This is a genomic window from Thermostichus lividus PCC 6715 (genome assembly GCF_002754935.1).
Lineage (GTDB): Bacteria > Cyanobacteriota > Cyanobacteriia > Thermosynechococcales > Thermosynechococcaceae > Thermosynechococcus > Thermosynechococcus lividus.
Map to the genome: position 1 here is coordinate 1,092,013 of NZ_CP018092.1, position 17,173 is coordinate 1,109,185.

Consider the following 17,173-nt stretch of genomic DNA (forward strand, 5'->3'; position numbering starts at 1 on the left):
ACATTACAGTTAATTGCGCACGTTTGGAGGTCAATCATTTTGGAATGGCAAGAGGTGCGTGGCAACTGGCTGTTGGTGCCACGTCGTCCCGTGGGCTGGATTCATTTTCTTGGGGGAGCCTTTGTGGCGGCAGCCCCCCAGTTGACCTATCGGCGATTGCTGGAGCACTTAGCCAGCGTTGGCTATGGCATTATCGCTACCCCCTTTGTGAATACCTTTGATCACGCGGCGATCGCCCTTGAGGTGCTCAACAAACTTGACTATGCCCTTGACTGGCTGGAGTACCGCCAAAACTACCCCCCTGGGTTGCCCATCTACGGGCTGGGGCACAGTATGGGCTGTAAGCTCCACCTGCTGATTAATAGCCTCTACGATGGCGATCGCGCCGGTAATATATTTATGGCCTTCAATAACTACGCCGCCAGTCAATCCATTCCTTGGATGGAGAACCTTGCGCCGGTGGGCGTTGAATTCAGCCCCAGCCCCAAAGAAACAGAACACCTGATCCAAGAGCGCTACCCCGTCCGCCGCAACCTCCTCATTCGCTTTCAAGAGGATGACATTGACCAAACAGCCCGCCTGCGTAGCCTCTTAAAAGCCAAATTTGCCGATCTGGTCACTGCCTTAAGCCTACCGGGCAATCACCTGACCCCCCTCAGCCAAGGACTCAACTGGCAAGTGGGGGCAGAATTTTCCCCTCTAGATGCGATCGGGCAATGGCTGCGGCAAAGCCTTTTTCCCGAAATGCAGGTTTTAGAGGCGTGCCTAGATGATTGGCTGAACCCAAGCCGCACCCTCAGCCGCCGTCTGCCATGACGTGGCACAATCCTATAAGACCCCCTCAACATTACTCGTGAAGGATTGTGCCTGTGACTGCTGCTTCTACTGATGCTTTGAGTACTGCTGCCCGCCCCGATCATCGTGGCCGCTTTGGTCGCTTTGGTGGTCAGTACGTCCCCGAAACCCTCATGCCGGCCTTGGCAGAGCTAGAAGCGGCCTTTAATCACTATCGTCAAGACCCCAGCTTTCAGCAGGAACTACAGCAGCTCCTCCACGATTATGTGGGTCGCCCTAGCCCCCTATACTTTGCTGAGCGCCTCAGTGCCCACTACGCCAATTCCTACGTTCAACCCCAAATTTACTTAAAACGCGAAGACTTAAACCACACCGGTGCCCACAAAATCAACAATGCCTTGGGACAGGTACTCCTTGCTCAGCGCATGGGCAAGCGGCGCATTATTGCCGAAACCGGTGCCGGACAGCACGGTGTGGCCACGGCGACTGTCTGCGCTCGTTTTGGCCTACAGTGCGTGATCTATATGGGCGTACAGGATATGGAGCGCCAGCGGCTGAATGTTTTACGGATGCGGCTGCTGGGTGCAGAGGTTGCGCCGGTGAGTGCCGGAACAGGCACCCTCAAGGATGCTACCTCTGAAGCAATTCGCGACTGGGTGACCAATGTGGAAACCACCCACTATATCCTTGGCTCTGTGGCTGGCCCCCATCCCTACCCCATGCTAGTGCGGGAGTTCCATGCCATTATTGGGGCGGAAACACGGCAGCAGTGTCAGCAAAAGTGGGGTGGCCTACCGGATATTCTCCTAGCCTGTGTTGGCGGTGGCTCGAATGCCATGGGACTGTTCCACGAGTTTGTCCCCGATACCCAGATTCGCCTCATTGGTGTTGAAGCCGCTGGCGAAGGGATCGATAGCTCTCACCATGCCGCCACCCTCACCAAGGGACAGGTCGGCGTGCTGCACGGTGCCATGAGTTACCTGCTCCAAGATCAAGATGGCCAAGTGGTCGAGGCTCACTCTATCAGCGCAGGCTTAGATTATCCGGGGGTGGGGCCAGAGCACAGCTACTTAAAAGACATTGGCCGGGCGGAATACTATAGCGTGACCGATGCCGAGGCGATCGCCGCCTGTGTGCGCTTAGCGGAACTCGAAGGCATTTTGCCTGCCCTAGAAACCGCCCATGCCCTTGCCTACCTTGAAACCCTATGCCCGCAACTTACAGGCCAACCACGGATTGTCCTCAATTGCTCGGGGCGTGGGGACAAGGATGTGGAAACCATTGGTCGTTACTTCGAGGCTCAGCAAGCATAATTTGCTCCGATGATTCATCAGATGATCTGAATCAACACTCTTGTCCATAGCAGGGTAAGCACCAATGGATGTCAGCAACCCCATTTTTGTCTTTACGGTTCTGCTGGCGGTGATTCTGCTGATTCCCCCAGTCTTTGAACGGCTGCACCTTCCGGGTCTAGTGGGATTGCTGTTGGCCGGGGTGATTCTTGGCCCCAATGGCCTGCGGTTTCTCTCACACGAGACCGAGACAATGAAGCTGCTGTCAGACATTGGCAAAGTCTATCTGATGTTTGTCGCTGGTTTAGAAATTGATCTCAGTCAGTTTCGCAAAACTCGCCAACGCTCGATGGCCTTTGGCTTTCTCACGTTTATTGTGCCAATTTTCACCGGTATTACCATTGGCCGTTGGTTTAATTTTGGCTGGAATGCGTCACTGCTCATTGGCTCTTTGCTGGCCTCCCATACCCTTTTGGCCTACCCCATTGTGCGGCGGTTGGGGGTGGTGCAAAACGAAGCAGTGACAGTGACCATTGGTGCCACCATTTTTACGGATACAGCCGCACTGGTCGTCTTGGCTATCTGCGTGGGGATTAACCAGGGGGAGTTTACCGCCCTAACGCTGGTGAATCAACTCATCACCCTAGGGCTGTACTGCGTCTTAGTGCTGTGGGGGTTTGACCGCGCTGGGAAGGAATTTTTCCGGCGATCGCGCGACGATCAAGGGAATCAATTTTTGTTTACCCTTTTGGCGCTCTTTGTGGCATCGGTGGGTGCGCAAGTCATTGGTGTTGAGCAGATTGTCGGTGCGTTCTTGGCAGGGTTGGCCGTCAATGACGTTTTAGGCGACAGCCCCGTCAAAGAAAAGGTGGAGTTTGTGGGCGGGGTGTTGTTTATCCCCTTCTTTTTCGTCGATATGGGGTTACTGATTGACATCCCGGCCTTTGTAAAGACGTTGGCATCCATTGGGATTACGGTGGCCATTGTGGTTGGCCTCATTGGCAGCAAGTTTATTGCCGCATGGCTCGCTGCGCTATGGTACCGCTACACACGGGTAGAGATGCTGACGATGTGGTCTCTTTCGCTGCCGCAGGTGGCAGCCACCCTAGCCGCCACCCTAGTGGGGTTTCAAGAAGGGATTCTCACCAAAGACATCCTGAACAGTGTCTTGGTGCTGATGGTGGTGACCTCAATTCTGGGCCCCATTATTACCGCCCGCACCGCCAATCGCATTCCCATTCCACAGCCGGAACAGGAGGCCATTGATGAAGTGGCGGCATGGTGGGATAGCTCCCATGGGGACGCTGAGGATCCGCAGCCGCCGTTTACGGTGGTTGTGCCGGTCAACAATCCCCAAACTCAGCGATCGCTCATTGAACTAGCGGCATTGCTAGCCCGCTATGAGTCAGGACGAGTCGTCTCGGTAGCGATTGTACGTGGTCAAGTCCACATGGACGATCCCCGACTCGAGGGTGAGTTGATCCGCAGTCGTAAGTTAATCCGTCGTGCAGTTGAGCTAGCGGATGCCTACGGAGTGGAAGTAACTCCGGCCATTCGCATTGATGATGATATTGCCTTGGGCATTACCCGCCTCAGTCGTGAACAAAATGCCAGCCTTATTGTTATGGGCTGGTCAGAAACCAGCAGTCTCAAGGCACGGTTGTTTGGCAGCATGATTGATAGCGTCCTCTGGTCAAGCCCTTGCCCTGTGGCCATTACGCGCCTGTTGGATGCACCAGAAAACATTGCTACCATCCTAGTACCCACGCGGGATTTAACCCCCATGACCCTGCGGATTGTTCGTTTTGCCCAAGCCTTGGCGGGAGTGAGTAACGCCAAAGTGATTTTGTTGCATGTGGTGCTGCCCAACACTCCCCAAGAGCAAACCTCTCAGTTTGAAGACGATTTAGGGAGCATCACTCAAGAGCAAGCCCCACAGATCACGACTATTATTAAGACTCTGGTTAGCAACGATATTGCCGCTGCAATTTTGCAAGAGGCACAACAGTGTGACCTAGTGCTAATGCGCTCTATTCGTCGCGGTACTGCTGGGGGGTTAACCGTAAGTGATATTACAACTCAAGTGGTTCAACAATTGCACACATCAGTGATTTTATTTGGTGAGCCTCATAAATGAACCGTTGCTGCCGTCAAAACTGGTTGTCTAATCGATTCAACTCCCCTCTCCCGTTCTAGGAGAGGGGCTGGGGCTGAGAGCGGATGCGATCGTTTAAGGGTAAGGTGGATGTGAACAATCGCTCTGTACCCCGATGCCCAACTCCTCTTCATCCCAAACGAATGGCGCCAACCTAGGTTATGAAGCCGAACTTTTCAAGGCGGCGGACAAATTGCGGGGCAACATGGAGCCGTCAGATTACAAACATGTGGTCTTGGGTCTAATCTTTCTCAAGCACATCACCGATCGCTTCGAGGCGCAACGGCGCAAATTAGAGGCATCATTTCCCAATGACCCAGACATCTTGGAAGATCGCGATGAGTACCTAGCAGAAAATGTGTTTTGGGTTCCGCAGGCGGCGCGGTGGTCGCACTTGCAAGCCAACGCCAAACAGCCAACCATCGGTAAACTAATTGACGAAGCGATGCTGGCGATTGAAAAGGATAATCCATCGCTGCAGGGGGTTTTGCCTAAAGAATATGCCCGTCCTGCCTTAAATGCGGTGATGTTGGGGGAGTTGATTGACTTGATTTCTAACATCGCGTTGGGAGAGGCACAGGATACCGCCAGGGATGTATTGGGGCGGGTGTATGAGTATTTTTTAAGCCAGTTTGCCGGGTCGGAGGGCAAGCGGGGGGGTGAATTTTACACGCCGCGATCGGTGGTGCGGGTGATGGTGGAGATGTTGCAACCCTATCGGGGACGGGTGTATGACCCCTGCTGTGGTTCGGGGGGAATGTTTGTGCAGTCAGAAAAGTTTGTGCAGGATCACCAAGGACGGATTGGGGATATTGCCATTTATGGACAAGAGAGCAACTACACTACTTGGCGCTTGTGCAAGATGAATTTGGCAGTGCGGGGGATTGATGCGGATATTCGCTGGAACTCGGACGGGTCATTTCACAAGGACGAATTCCCCGATTTGCGGTTTGATTTTATCTTGGCGAATCCACCGTTTAATACCTCGGATTGGGGCGGGGAAAGGCTGAGAGAATCTGCCCGCTGGCAGTTTGGCATTCCGCCGGTAGGCAATGCAAACTATGCCTGGTTACAGCATATCTGGCACCATTTGAAACCGACAGGGACAGCGGGGGTAGTGTTGGCGAATGGTTCGATGTCATCCCAGACCAGCGGGGAGGGGGAAATCCGCAAGGCAATGATTGAGGGTGAGGCGATCGATTGCATGGTTGCCCTACCGGGACAGTTGTTTTATTCTACCCAGATTCCCGCTTGTTTGTGGTTTTTGGCAAAGGATAAGTCCAACGGCATCGCACGGAATAAGAAATTAAGGGATAGGCGGGGGGAAATTTTATTTATTGATGCCCGCAAGCTGGGACACATGGTCGATCGCACACGGCGGGAATTGAGCGATGAAGATATAGCCAAAATTGCTGATACTTATCATGCTTGGCGGGAAGGGAGCGGCTATGAGGATGTACCAGGTTTTTGTAAGTCAGCAAGTCTAGAAGAAGTTCGGGGGCATAACTATGTGCTGACCCCTGGGCGGTATGTGGGGGCAGCAGCGGCTGAAGAGGACGATGTGCCTTTTGAGGAAAAGATGGCAGAACTGACGGCAAAGTTAGCGGAACAATTCGAGGAGTCGGCACGGTTGGAGGGTGTGATTCGTCAAAATTTGGAGTGGCTGGGGTATGAGGTATAAGATAGTATTCCAGCTCTGGAATTAGGAGAATCCTATGATTGCTGTCAAAACACAAGATCGTTACTTTACTCCCGAAGAGTATTTTGCTTGGGAAGCACAGCAGTTAGAAAAGCACGAACTGATTGACGGTCGGGTTCATGCGATGAGTGGTGGGACAAAAAATCATAGCGTGATTGCCATAAATTCCTTGTTGTTGATTCGATCGCACTTGCGAGGAAGTCAATGTCAGGTTTTCAACTCGGATTTGAAGATTAGGATTCTCCATACAGCCAACTACACCTATCCAGACTTGAGCGTAACTTGTGACGACCGCGATCGCGAGCATCCGCTCTATATTACCTATCCTTGCCTAATTGTAGAGGTTTTATTACCAAGTACCGAGGCTTACGATCGCGGCAAAAAGTTTGATCGGTACCGTCGCAATCCTAATTTAATTGATTATGTGTTGGTCAGTTCTGATGAGATGGCGATTGATATTTATCATAGAAAAGATACGGGCGAATGGGTAATCCTGAGTTATAGAGAGGGCGATCGCGTAGATTTGAAGAGTATCAATCTAAGTTTACCGATCGAGCAGTTCTACGAAGAAGTGGTTTTTGAGTCATCAACAACTGAAGATGAGAATGGTTCAGAGAAAATCACACTATAAAATCATGTTGATGCAAGAATTAAAACTAAAATTGCCCCTTGAAGTTTCACCAGATGAAGTCAAACTGTTATTAGCCATTAAGTTATATGAAGTTGGCAAACTCTCGATCGGTCAGGCGGCAAAAGTAGCGGGCTATTCCAAACGGGCATTTATGGAGATTTTGGGGCATTACCAAGTGCCTATATTTTCCTATTCCCCTGATGAATTAGCCGCAGAAGTTGATCTGTTGTCATGACTCAAACTCCGATCATTACTGACAGTGGATGCTTAATTGCTTTGGAGCGGATCGATCGCTTGGATATTCTATCTAGCTTGTTTGGTGAGGTGTGGATTCCCCCCGCTGTCTCTCAGGAATTCGGTAGTAGTTTATCTTGGCTTAAGGTTGTAGTTCCAAAAGATCAAGGAATGGTTGCGGCGCTTTCACTTTCGGTTGATGATGGCGAAGCACAGGCGATCGCCCTTGCCTACGAATATCAATATCGATTGATTGTGGATGACCTAAAAGCTCGGAAAGTAGCTCAAGGCTTGGGTCTAAAAATCACGGGAACTATCGGAATCTTGATTTTTGCTCAGAAAAGGGGAATAATTGCCTCGATTCAAGATGCGATCGTGTCGCTGGAAGCCGTTGGCTTTTATATGAGTGATGCCTTGAAATTACAAGCGTTAAAGTTGGTAGATAATGTTTCAGCAGATGTTAGCGGAGGTGGCGATTCGGTAAAGCCGACGCTAGGCGAACGATGAGTGAGTGGAAAATAATTAACATTGGACAACTAGGCAGTTTTCGTAATGGCTTGAACTTTTCTCAAGATGATTACGGCTCTGGTTTTTCAATCATAAATGTTAAACAGCTTTATGGTGGAAGGTTTGTACAAATCAACAATTTAATGGAGGTTAAAAAATCAACAGTTCGGAACCTTGATAGTTTAGCACTAAAGTATGGAGACATTTTATTTGCGCGGTCGTCAGTCAAAGCATCAGGTGCAGGTCAAGTCGCAATGGTTAATGTACATCCCATAAACTGTGTTTTTAGTGGGTTTATTATTCGTTTTCGTATTGAGGCACTTGATCAAGCTTATCCTCTATTCATAAACTATCTTCTAAGGTCGCCAGAATACCGAGAAATTCTGACTAGGATTGGGAGTGGGACAACTATTACTAACCTTACCCAAGAAACGCTATCTGGTTTAGAGATTTGCTTACCCCCACTTACTGAACAAAAAGCGATCGCCCACATTTTGGGCAGTCTCGACGACAAGATCGAACTGAATCGGCGGATGAACGAAACGCTGGAGGCAATGGCAAGGGCGATCTTCAAAGATTGGTTTGTGGACTTTGGACCCACCCGCGCCAAAATCGAGGGTCGCGCCCCCTACCTACCAGAGCCGATCTGGTCGCTGTTCCCTGATGCGATCGATCCTCAGTCGGGCTTGCCCGTTGGGTGGGAAAAGAAACCGTTGCCTGAAGTTATCGACTTTAAAGAGGGTCCAGGAATCAGGAATTGGCAATATACTAATTCGGAAGAAGGGACTCGTTTTATAAATATTCGATGTATTCAAGATAACGATCTAAATCTTAAAACAGCAAATCGCATAACTGATGATGAAGCAAATGGTAAATATTCTCACTTTCACTTGAGAGAGTGGGACATTGTTGTGTCCACTTCTGGCACGCTGGGTAGAAGTGCAATAGTGCGTAAGGAACATTTACCTCTCGTTTTAAATACCAGCGTCATCAGGTTTAGACCCATTGATCAGAAAATTACAAAATCTTTTTTGTTTTTATATTTAAATAGTCCATATTTTCTCGAAGAACTAATGGCGATGGCTTCAGGAAGTGTTCAAAAAAATTTTGGGCCAATGCACCTAAAAAAGATGAGAGTTTTAACTCCACCATTTGATCTTGTATGCCAGTTTGAAAAAAGAGCAGGTAGTCTTCTCAACAAAGTTATATGCAATCGATCCGAGTCTGATTCACTAGCAGAACTGCGCGATCGCCTATTACCCAAGCTCATGTCAGGGGAGATTCGGGTAAAAGATGCTGAGAAAATAGTAGAGGAAGTGTTATAGTGAGGGTTTACCTAGACACTAGCGTTTTTCACCGTCCATTTGATGACCAATCCCAAGCCAAAATCTTTTTAGAAACTCAGGCTACTATATTGATTTTTCAAGTCATTGAGAGTCGACAAATAGAACTTGTCGTTTCTGAGGTATTGGAATATGAAATCAGCCGCAATCCCAAGCAAGAGCAAACCTTATTTGTCCTTACATACTTTCGGTTTGCTACTCACAACCAGACACTTACACCAGCGATCAAAGATCGTGCTAAAAAACTACAAGAAAGTGGCATAAAATTATTAGATGCCTTACATGTTGCTTGTGCTGAAGCCGCAAACTGCAACTATATGCTAACCTGTGATAGACGGCTCATCAACCGTTGTACTAGCTTGACTATTTCCGTTCTTAATCCAGTAGATTTTATTTTGGAGTTGGGCAATGAGGGTTAACTTAGCATCCGATCAACAAATCCTAGCAGAAGCTCTAAAAATTTTAGTCAAAGAAATGGAGCCTTGGAAAGTTGCCCGTTTTGTTGCCTCTTTAGGCTTAGGAAGTGGCGACTATCTCCAAACCAAAGATGAACTATTTGCAGGCGAAACAGTAGATAGTTTGTACGAAAAAATCCAAGCCTTCACAAAAGAAAAACAAAACAATCCTTGCACCCAAGCTGATGTCAGGGCAGATTCGGATTAGGGATATTGACGGCTTGATTCGCTTGGCAAATAACCTACTATTGAAGAAAGCATCCATGCCTTAACCCACTGCTCGCATGAGTTATCTATCCGAAGCCGATATTGAACAACTGCTAATTGAGCAATTCCAAAATCTCGGTTACACCTACCTGCCCAATGTCATCGCCTCCCCCGACGGTTCCCAGCCCGAACGGGAATCTTATAGCGATGTTATCCTCGCCCGCCGACTCAAAGAAGCGATCGCTCGTCTGAATCCCACCATCCCCCCAGACGCCCGCGACGATGCCTTTAAGAAACTCATCGCCACCGCCAAGCCTAATTTAATCGAAGAAAACCGCCGCCTGCACCAAGCCCTCGTCGAAGGAGTTGATGTCGAGTACACAATAGACGGCACTATTCGCGGCGATAAAGTCTATGCGATCGATTTTGCTAACCCAGAGAATAACGACTGGCTGGTACTTAACCAATTTACCGTCATCGAAAATAGCTACAACCGCCGCCCCGATGTCGTAGTGTTTATCAATGGACTGCCGATCGCTGTCATTGAGATTAAAAAATCCCAGCAGTGAATCCGCTACCCTTACCGCCGCCTATAACCAACTGCAAACCTACAAAAACCAGATTACTTCCCTCTTCCGCACCAATGCCCTGCTCGTTATTACCGATGGTCTGACCGCTCGCATTGGCTCTCTCACTGCTGACCTAGAGCGGTTTATGCCTTGGCGCACCATTGACGGAGAACGCATCGCCCCCAAAGGCACACCAGAAATGCAGGTATTGATTGAGGGCGTATTTGCCAAACAGCGACTGCTCGACCTCGTGCAAAACTTCATCGTTTTTGGCGATACAGGCTCTGGCATCTACAAAATCATCGCCGGATACCACCAATTCCACGCTGTTAAAAAAGCTGTAGCACGAACCATTGCCGCAATTCAGAGCGATCGCAAAGTGGGGGTGATCTGGCATACCCAAGGTTCTGGCAAAAGCCTATTGATGGCATTTTATGCTGGGCAGTTGGTGCGCCGTCCCGAACTGGAGAACCCCACGCTCGTAGTGATCACCGATCGCAACGACCTAGACAATCAACTGTTTGCCACCTTTACCATGTGCCTCGATTTAATTCGTCAAAATCCCGAGCAAGCCGAAAATCGGCAAGACCTGCAAGCGATTCTCAGTCGAGCCGCTGGTGGGGTTATCTTTACCACCATACAAAAGTTTTTACCAGAGCGAGGAGAAAGCCGCTTTCCCCTGCTAAGCGATCGGCGTAATGTGATCGTGATTGCTGATGAAGCCCACCGTAGCCAGTACGGCTTCAGGGCAAAAGTAGATCAAAAAACTGGAGAAATTGCCTACGGCTTCGCTAAATATCTGCGCGATGCCTTACCCAATGCCTCCTTTATTGGCTTTACAGGCACGCCGATCGAAGCCACCGATGTCAACACCCCCGCCGTGTTTGGCGACTACATCGACATCTACGACATCAGCCGTGCGGTAGAAGATGGGGCAACAGTTCCTATCTATTACGAAAGCCGCCTCGCTCGGATTGAATTGCCCGAAGACCAAAAGCCCAAAATTGATGCAGAGATCGAAGAACTTTTGGAAGACGAAGAACAAACAGAGCAGGCGAGACTCAATCAAAAATGGGCAAAGGTGGAAGCCCTCGTTGGGTCAGAAAACCGATTAAAGCTGGTCGCCGCTGACCTAGTGAGCCACTTTGAAAACCGAGTCGCCGCCCTCGCGGGTAAAGCCATGATCGTCTGTATGAGTCGGGCGATTTGCGTCAAACTCTACCATCAAATTATCGCTCTCCGTCCCGATTGGCATTCTGACAACGACAATGAGGGCAAAATTAAAATTGTGATGACAGGTTCTGCCAGCGACCCCCAAGAATGGCACTCCCATATTGGCACTAAAGCCCGCCGCGAGCTATTGGCAAAGCGATTAAAAGACCCTAACGACCCACTCCAACTGGTAATTGTGCGGGATATGTGGCTCACGGGGTTTGATGCCCCCGCACTGCATACCCTGTATGTGGATAAGCCGATGAAAGGGCATAGCCTAATGCAGGCGATCGCCCGTGTGAACCGCGTTTTTCGGGATAAACCTGCGGGCTTAGTAGTGGATTACATTGGTATTGCCCAGCGGCTAAAAGAAGCCCTGCGGGACTATTCCCCCCTAGACCAAGGACAAGTGGGGATTGATGAGCAAGAGGCGATCGCCCTGATGCTGGAAAAATACGATGTGGTGCGCGCCATGTTTCATGGTTTCGATTACCAGCGGGGCTTGGTGGGTACGCCCCAAGAACGCCTAGCGGTGATGGCAGAAGCGATCGAGTGGATTCTGGAACAACAACACCAAGCCGCCCAAGGGGAAACGGACGACAACGCCAAAAAGCAAGCACACCGCGGCTATCAAGATGCAGTGCTGGCACTCTCTAAAGCCTTTGCTCTCGCCTCTGCCAGTGATGAAGCCCGTCAAATTCGCGATGAAGTCGGCTTCTTTCAGGCTATCCGTGCCGCTTTGGTTGGCTCCCGCACCCCTAATGGTAAGTCAAAAGCAGAGCGGGAATTGGCTGTCCAACAAATCATCGATCGCGCCGTAGTCTCTACCGAAATTGTCGATATTCTCAGTGCGGCTGGGTTATCCTCCCCTGACATTTCCATTCTCTCCGATGACTTCCTGCTGGAAATTCAGCAGATGCAAAAGAAAAACCTCGCCCTTGAAGCCATGAAACGATTGTTGAATGATGAGATACACTCCCGTACTCGGATAAATATAACAGAGGAGAAGAAATTTTCCCAACGGCTGGAGCAGGCGATCGCGCGCTATCACACCAACGCCATTAGTACCGTTGAAGTGATCCAAGAACTCATAGAACTTGCGAAAGACATTCGTAACGCCCGTCAGCGTGGGCAAGAGGAGAGACTATCGACTGAAGAAATCGCTTTCTACGATGCCCTAGCAGAGAATGAAAGTGCCGTACAAGTCATGGGGAATAACCAGTTAAAAGTGATCGCCCGTAAATTACTCAAAAGCCTGCGATCGAATATCACCGTTGATTGGGCGCATCGTGAGAGTGCTAGAGCCAAACTGCGGAGGACGGTTAAACACATTTTGAGGAAGTATGGTTATCCGCCCGATCTCCAGACTGCTGCTGTTCAGAATGTACTAAAGCAAGCAGAAGCGCTATCGGCTGCATGGGTGGCTGGTAGTTCGGTTCAAATTACCTAGAAGTCCTAAATATGAAGACAATACACCCAAGATCTCACTATGTCTTAGTTTATCGTTCTGCTCAAGAACCCGATCGCCTACTCAAATCCACTGATTCTCTCGATGGGGAAGACGTGATTCCCGGATTCACGCTGCCCGTCGCCGAACTGTTTCAAACCCTCTCATTCTAGGTTGGCTTATGTATGCTGTCATCTCCCGTGAAAAAATCCAACTTCCCCCCGGTAGCGTCATGCGAATGCCCGGCACCTGGCAAGACTACTGCACTCTACGCGATAGTCGCGGCGACGGCTCCATCCCCCGCATCAAGTATCGCGACGGAGAAATTTTGCTGATGAGTCCCCTACCCCGCCACGGACGCGAAGCTAATATTCTGGCTGATGTGGTTAAAATCCTCCTCGATAGCGAAAATCGCAATTACGAAGCCTTTACCCCCATCACAATGGATATTCCTGAAGTAGGGGGCATTGAACCCGACTACTGCTTCTACATCGATAACTGGCAGGCAGCCGTCGGCAAAGACCGCATCAATTGGCAGACCGATCCGCCCCCGGATCTGGTGATTGAAATTGACGTGACCACCTATACCGCTGCTGAAGATTATGCCCCTTACGGTGTTTCTGAAGTCTGGCTGCTCGAAAAAAGTGGTTTAAAGATGTATGCCCTGCAAGGGGAAACCTATGCACTTCAAACCCGCAGTCGCTATTTTCCAGGGGTGGATCTGCCTGAACTCATTGCTCAAGTGTTCGCTACCGCCGCTGAACAAGGTACAGGCGTTGCGCTCCGCAACTTGCGCCAACAATTAATGCGCTAATGATGAGCTAACCTCTGGGATACCTTGATCACTGTAAATGCGAGCTTTAGTGGATACGCAGCGGCCTAGCTTATGACCTCCTCCACCCTCAATCCCGCCGTTCTCGAACCCCTGTTTGCCCCTTGGCAAGAACCCAACGCCCATCGCGTGCGGGCGGAAAAGACCGGCGACCCCGCTGTGGTGAAACAGGGACGCAGAGCCTCCCCGATCGAGGTGGTCAACAACCTACGGGCAGCGGTGCGAGAGTGGCGAGAAGCCTTTTACATCGGCGCCAGTGATACCACGATTCAACTGCTGAACCACTGGTTTAACCGCGCTCACCGTAAAACCACGCCCGATGGGGAAGAATTTGAGTTTCGCTACTACTTCTGCCAGCGAGAAGCCGTCGAGACTCTGATTTATCTCAAAGAAGTGCGGCGGATTGAGTGCCTATCCCAAATCATTGCCGAATTTGGCGGCGCCAATGCCGAATTGCAAGCCCTGGGTATCACCGAAGATGAAGATGCCTGGAGCCGCTATGCCTTCAAACTGGCAACCGGAGCCGGAAAGACAAAGGTGATGAGCCTGTGCATCGTCTGGAGCTACTTCCACGCCCTGCGGGAATCCGATTCAGAAATGGCGCGGCATTTTGTCGTGATCGCTCCCAACCTCACCGTGTACGAACGCCTCAAAGACGACTTTGGCAACGGGCGCGTGTTTGACGAAGACCCCCTGATTCCTCCCGAATGGCGCGGCGACTGGAACCTATCGGTAGTGCTGCAAGACGAAGCCAGCGGTGCCGCTACGGGGGGGACGCTCTACCTCACCAATATCCATCGCCTCTACGACACCGCCAAACGCAAACAGAAAGCTGAGCAAGAGACCTATGATTGGCTGGGGCCAGCCGTCTCTAAGACGAAGGCGCTGGATACGGGGGCAGCCTTGCGCGATCGCATCACCGCCCACCGCCAGGTGATGGTACTCAACGACGAAGCCCACCACGTTTGGGACCCCGGCTCTGCCTGGAACGAAGCCATCCGCACCCTGCACGAAACCATCCTGTCTCGCAGCGGTTGCAAACTGGTGGCTCAACTGGATTTCTCTGCCACCCCCAAAGACAATAAAGGGTTACTGTTCAAACACATTGTTTGCGATACGCCCCTAGGGGAAGCAGTGGATGCCGGAATTGTCAAAACTCCCGTCATCGGGCAAGCCAGCCGCAAGCTGGTGGAGCAAGCCACCGACAACGCCGCCTACCGCTGGGAACAGCATTTGCTTTTGGGCTACGAGCGCTGGAAAAAAAGTTTGGAGGAATGGCAAGCCAGCGGTAAAAAACCCCTGCTGTTTGTCATGTGCGATAACACCGAAGCCGCCGATCAGATTACCCAACGCCTCAACACCGACCAGCTGTTTGAGCAACTCAATGGCAAAACGATCAACCTGCACACCAACCTTAAGGGCAAGCTCAAAAAAGTCGGACGGGGCAAAGAGGCGCGGTATGAATTTGTCGAAGACGAAAAAGCCATCAGCGATGAAGACCTGAAAGCTCTGCGAAAACTCAGCCGGGAACTGGATAGCAACGCCAGTCCCTATTTCTGCATTGTCTCGGTGCTGATGCTGCGGGAAGGCTGGGACGTGCGAAACGTGACGACGATCGTGCCCCTGCGTCCCTATAGTTCTAAGGCGAACATTCTACCCGAACAAACGCTAGGGCGAGGCTTGCGCCGCATGACTCCCCCCGGTCAAGCCAATGAACTGGTGACGGTGGTGGAGCATCCCGCCTTTGCCAGTCTCTATCAGCAAGAACTGGCTCAGGAAGGCTTGCCGCTGGATATTGTGGAACTCGATCGCGTTCCTGCCACGACGATTTCCATCTTCCCCGATGAAGCCCATAAAGATGTAAATGCTCTGAACATCCAGATTCCTACCCTTTCCGCTGGCTTTCGGATTGTGCCCAAGCTGGAAGGGTTGACGATTCAAGACGTGAAAAAAGCGTTTAAGCCCTACAAACCATTACCGTTAGGCAAACAGGGCAGCAACGAAATTCAGTATGAGGGACGGCACCTGTTTACAGGTGAAGTGGTGGAGAAACTACAACTCAATCTACCGCTGTTAGCATCAGGGATTGGCGCGGTTTCCTACTACGTCAAGCAACTGGAAACCATTTGCAAACTGCGGGGACTCCATCCCATCCTTGCTCCCCTGATCCAGACCTTCCTAGAAGAGATTCTGTTTGAGCAGAAAACCACCCTATTCGATCCAGTGCTGGTCGCTCGCCTAGCCGACTCCGATGTGGGCGAACACCTGCGGGCAGTGTTTGTGCCCCTGATTCGCAGCCGCACCATCACCACCGAAGAACGGCTGATGGTTGAACTGCCCAAATCCCTGAATGCCTGGAAACCCTTTCAAGTCACCCTGAGCGAACGCCGTCCCGCCCTGGAAGCGGCCAAGACCCTGTTTAACCTCGTCCCCTGCAACCGAGAGCTAGAGGTGGCAGTCGCAAAGTTCTGCGATCGCGCCCCCGATGTCGTTGCCTTTGCCAAAAATGCTGGCCCCCAGTGCTTGCGGATTGATTACCTGGCAAATGGAGACAGACTTGCCTTCTATACCCCCGATTTCTTTGTCCGCACGATTGATGGTCACTACTATCTGGTAGAAACCAAAGGGCGCGAAGATCGGGATGTACCCCTGAAAGCTAAAGCGGCGATCGCCTGGTGCGAGGCTGCTAGTCGCCCTCATCCCCTCACCCCTTCTCCCGTTCTGGGAGAAGGGGAACAAGAAAAAGCATTGGCTCCCCTCTCCCCACCTAGGAGAGGGGCTGGGGGTGAGGGAGTCCAATGGCACTATCTCTACATTCCCCAGGGCGTGTTTGAACGCATGGCAGGCGATACCATTGCCGAACTCGCCCGTGCCTGTGCTCCCGCTCTGCAAAACTTGCTCCAATCCGAGGAATTCCAAGATTTACCCCTGTTTGTGAATTTGGGGCAATCTGACGAAGAAGTTGCTATTGTGGATAGCCTGATTGACCCAGCCATTCTCAATGCGCTGCCTTCCCGCTATCGCCGTGCTGCCGATCAAGCCGTTATGCTCTATCGCTTCTTTGAAAACAAAGAAGGCATGAATTATGCTCCTGTCTTTACCGCTCTGCTGGGTTCAATCGATGAAGTGGCTAAAGGCTTCCTGGTACGTCGGCTACAACCGGAGATGCCTGCTACCGTAGATGACCAAAAAGCCTGGTTTGCTCCCTACCTGGGAGGTGTAGACCGTAAATCTGAAGACTATTATCGAAAACTCGCCCAAAATCTGAAACGAACGCTGGTGTTTAATAACGGGCTATCAATGATTGGCTTGCTGCGATCGTGCCTAGACTATGCGCTGAATGACACGACTAAAATCGGTGGTGTATTTGAAGCCTTGCAAACTCAGTTACGTTTTCAGGGCGGACGAAAAATTTTAGAAACCGTCACCCGCATCAATGATTTTCGGAATACTTACATCGCCCACCAGGAACAGGAGTTGACTGATAAAAACCTAGCTGAGCAAGAACTCAAGATCTGGATCGAGGCATTGCACATGATTGGAAAGTAAACCAAATGTACTTGCCAAGTAAGATAACAAATCGTTGGCGTAGCCTCGACCCAGGAGTTTGGAGCCGACCGCCGAAAGGTGAAGAATCTCTACGATCGCCCTTGTCCTGTCCCTACCCACCACGCCTATTCCATCCAGTAAGCAGTTGGGGCAGTGACTATAATTAATTGACGGCAGATATTTGATCCTCAGTGCCTTTTATGCCCCAGCAACCCACCTACGGCCCCCACAACCCCCACCCCCTCT

General features: G+C 50.7%; 12 protein-coding genes and 2 pseudogenes. All 14 read left to right on the forward strand.

The features are described from left to right. The first annotated feature begins 39 nt into the window (after positions 1 to 39). The 14 genes and pseudogenes from BRW62_RS05505 to BRW62_RS05565 all read left to right on the forward strand — a co-directional run bounded on the left by BRW62_RS05505 (position 40) and on the right by BRW62_RS05565 (position 16,927). The gene (locus BRW62_RS05505) at positions 40 to 816 is read left to right on the forward strand and encodes a DUF1350 family protein (RefSeq protein ID WP_099798613.1); all 777 of its coding nucleotides are present in this window, start codon (positions 40 to 42) and stop codon (positions 814 to 816) included. Positions 817 to 869: 53 nt separating this feature from the next. Beyond that, complete coding sequence (gene trpB, locus BRW62_RS05510) at positions 870 to 2,108, forward strand: tryptophan synthase subunit beta (protein ID WP_099798614.1); 1,239 nt, start codon at positions 870 to 872, stop codon at positions 2,106 to 2,108. Positions 2,109 to 2,172: 64 nt separating this feature from the next. After that, entirely contained in the window at positions 2,173 to 4,224 is a 2,052-nt protein-coding gene (locus BRW62_RS05515) for a cation:proton antiporter domain-containing protein (RefSeq protein ID WP_099798615.1), read from the forward strand. A gap of 133 nt (positions 4,225 to 4,357) precedes the next feature. After that, the gene (locus tag BRW62_RS05520) at positions 4,358 to 5,923 is read left to right on the forward strand and encodes a class I SAM-dependent DNA methyltransferase (RefSeq protein WP_099798616.1); all 1,566 of its coding nucleotides are present in this window, start codon (positions 4,358 to 4,360) and stop codon (positions 5,921 to 5,923) included. A gap of 34 nt (positions 5,924 to 5,957) precedes the next feature. After that, on the forward strand, positions 5,958 to 6,572 hold the full coding sequence (locus BRW62_RS05525; RefSeq protein ID WP_099798617.1) for a Uma2 family endonuclease: 615 nt from the start codon (positions 5,958 to 5,960) through the stop codon (positions 6,570 to 6,572). Between the two features lie 4 nt (positions 6,573 to 6,576). After that, positions 6,577 to 6,807 (forward strand): UPF0175 family protein, encoded by a 231-nt coding sequence (locus BRW62_RS05530; protein ID WP_099798618.1) that lies wholly within the window; start codon positions 6,577 to 6,579, stop codon positions 6,805 to 6,807. Next, positions 6,804 to 7,313, forward strand: a complete 510-nt coding sequence (locus BRW62_RS05535) for a DUF3368 domain-containing protein (RefSeq protein ID WP_198406178.1) — start codon at positions 6,804 to 6,806, stop codon at positions 7,311 to 7,313. The genes BRW62_RS05530 and BRW62_RS05535 overlap by 4 nt, the downstream gene beginning before the upstream one ends. Continuing rightward, the gene (locus tag BRW62_RS05540) at positions 7,310 to 8,638 is read left to right on the forward strand and encodes a restriction endonuclease subunit S (protein ID WP_099798619.1); all 1,329 of its coding nucleotides are present in this window, start codon (positions 7,310 to 7,312) and stop codon (positions 8,636 to 8,638) included. Before BRW62_RS05535 ends, BRW62_RS05540 begins: the two co-directional genes overlap by 4 nt. Beyond that, positions 8,638 to 9,075 (forward strand): type II toxin-antitoxin system VapC family toxin, encoded by a 438-nt coding sequence (locus tag BRW62_RS05545; RefSeq protein ID WP_198406179.1) that lies wholly within the window; start codon positions 8,638 to 8,640, stop codon positions 9,073 to 9,075. The genes BRW62_RS05540 and BRW62_RS05545 overlap by 1 nt, the downstream gene beginning before the upstream one ends. After that, complete coding sequence (locus BRW62_RS05550; RefSeq protein ID WP_099798621.1) at positions 9,065 to 9,319, forward strand: hypothetical protein; 255 nt, start codon at positions 9,065 to 9,067, stop codon at positions 9,317 to 9,319. The genes BRW62_RS05545 and BRW62_RS05550 overlap by 11 nt, the downstream gene beginning before the upstream one ends. 76 nt (positions 9,320 to 9,395) lie before the next feature. After that, positions 9,396 to 12,549: pseudogene (locus BRW62_RS14385) on the forward strand (type I restriction endonuclease subunit R). 20 nt (positions 12,550 to 12,569) lie between these two features. Further along, a pseudogene (locus BRW62_RS15125) lies at positions 12,570 to 12,719 on the forward strand (Uma2 family endonuclease); the annotation flags it as partial. Positions 12,720 to 12,727: 8 nt separating this feature from the next. Next, positions 12,728 to 13,360, forward strand: a complete 633-nt coding sequence (locus tag BRW62_RS05560; RefSeq protein WP_099798622.1) for a Uma2 family endonuclease — start codon at positions 12,728 to 12,730, stop codon at positions 13,358 to 13,360. 72 nt (positions 13,361 to 13,432) lie between these two features. Then, positions 13,433 to 16,927, forward strand: coding sequence for a DEAD/DEAH box helicase family protein (locus BRW62_RS05565; protein ID WP_099798623.1), 3,495 nt, complete (start codon positions 13,433 to 13,435; stop codon positions 16,925 to 16,927). The last annotated feature ends 246 nt before the right edge of the window (positions 16,928 to 17,173 follow it).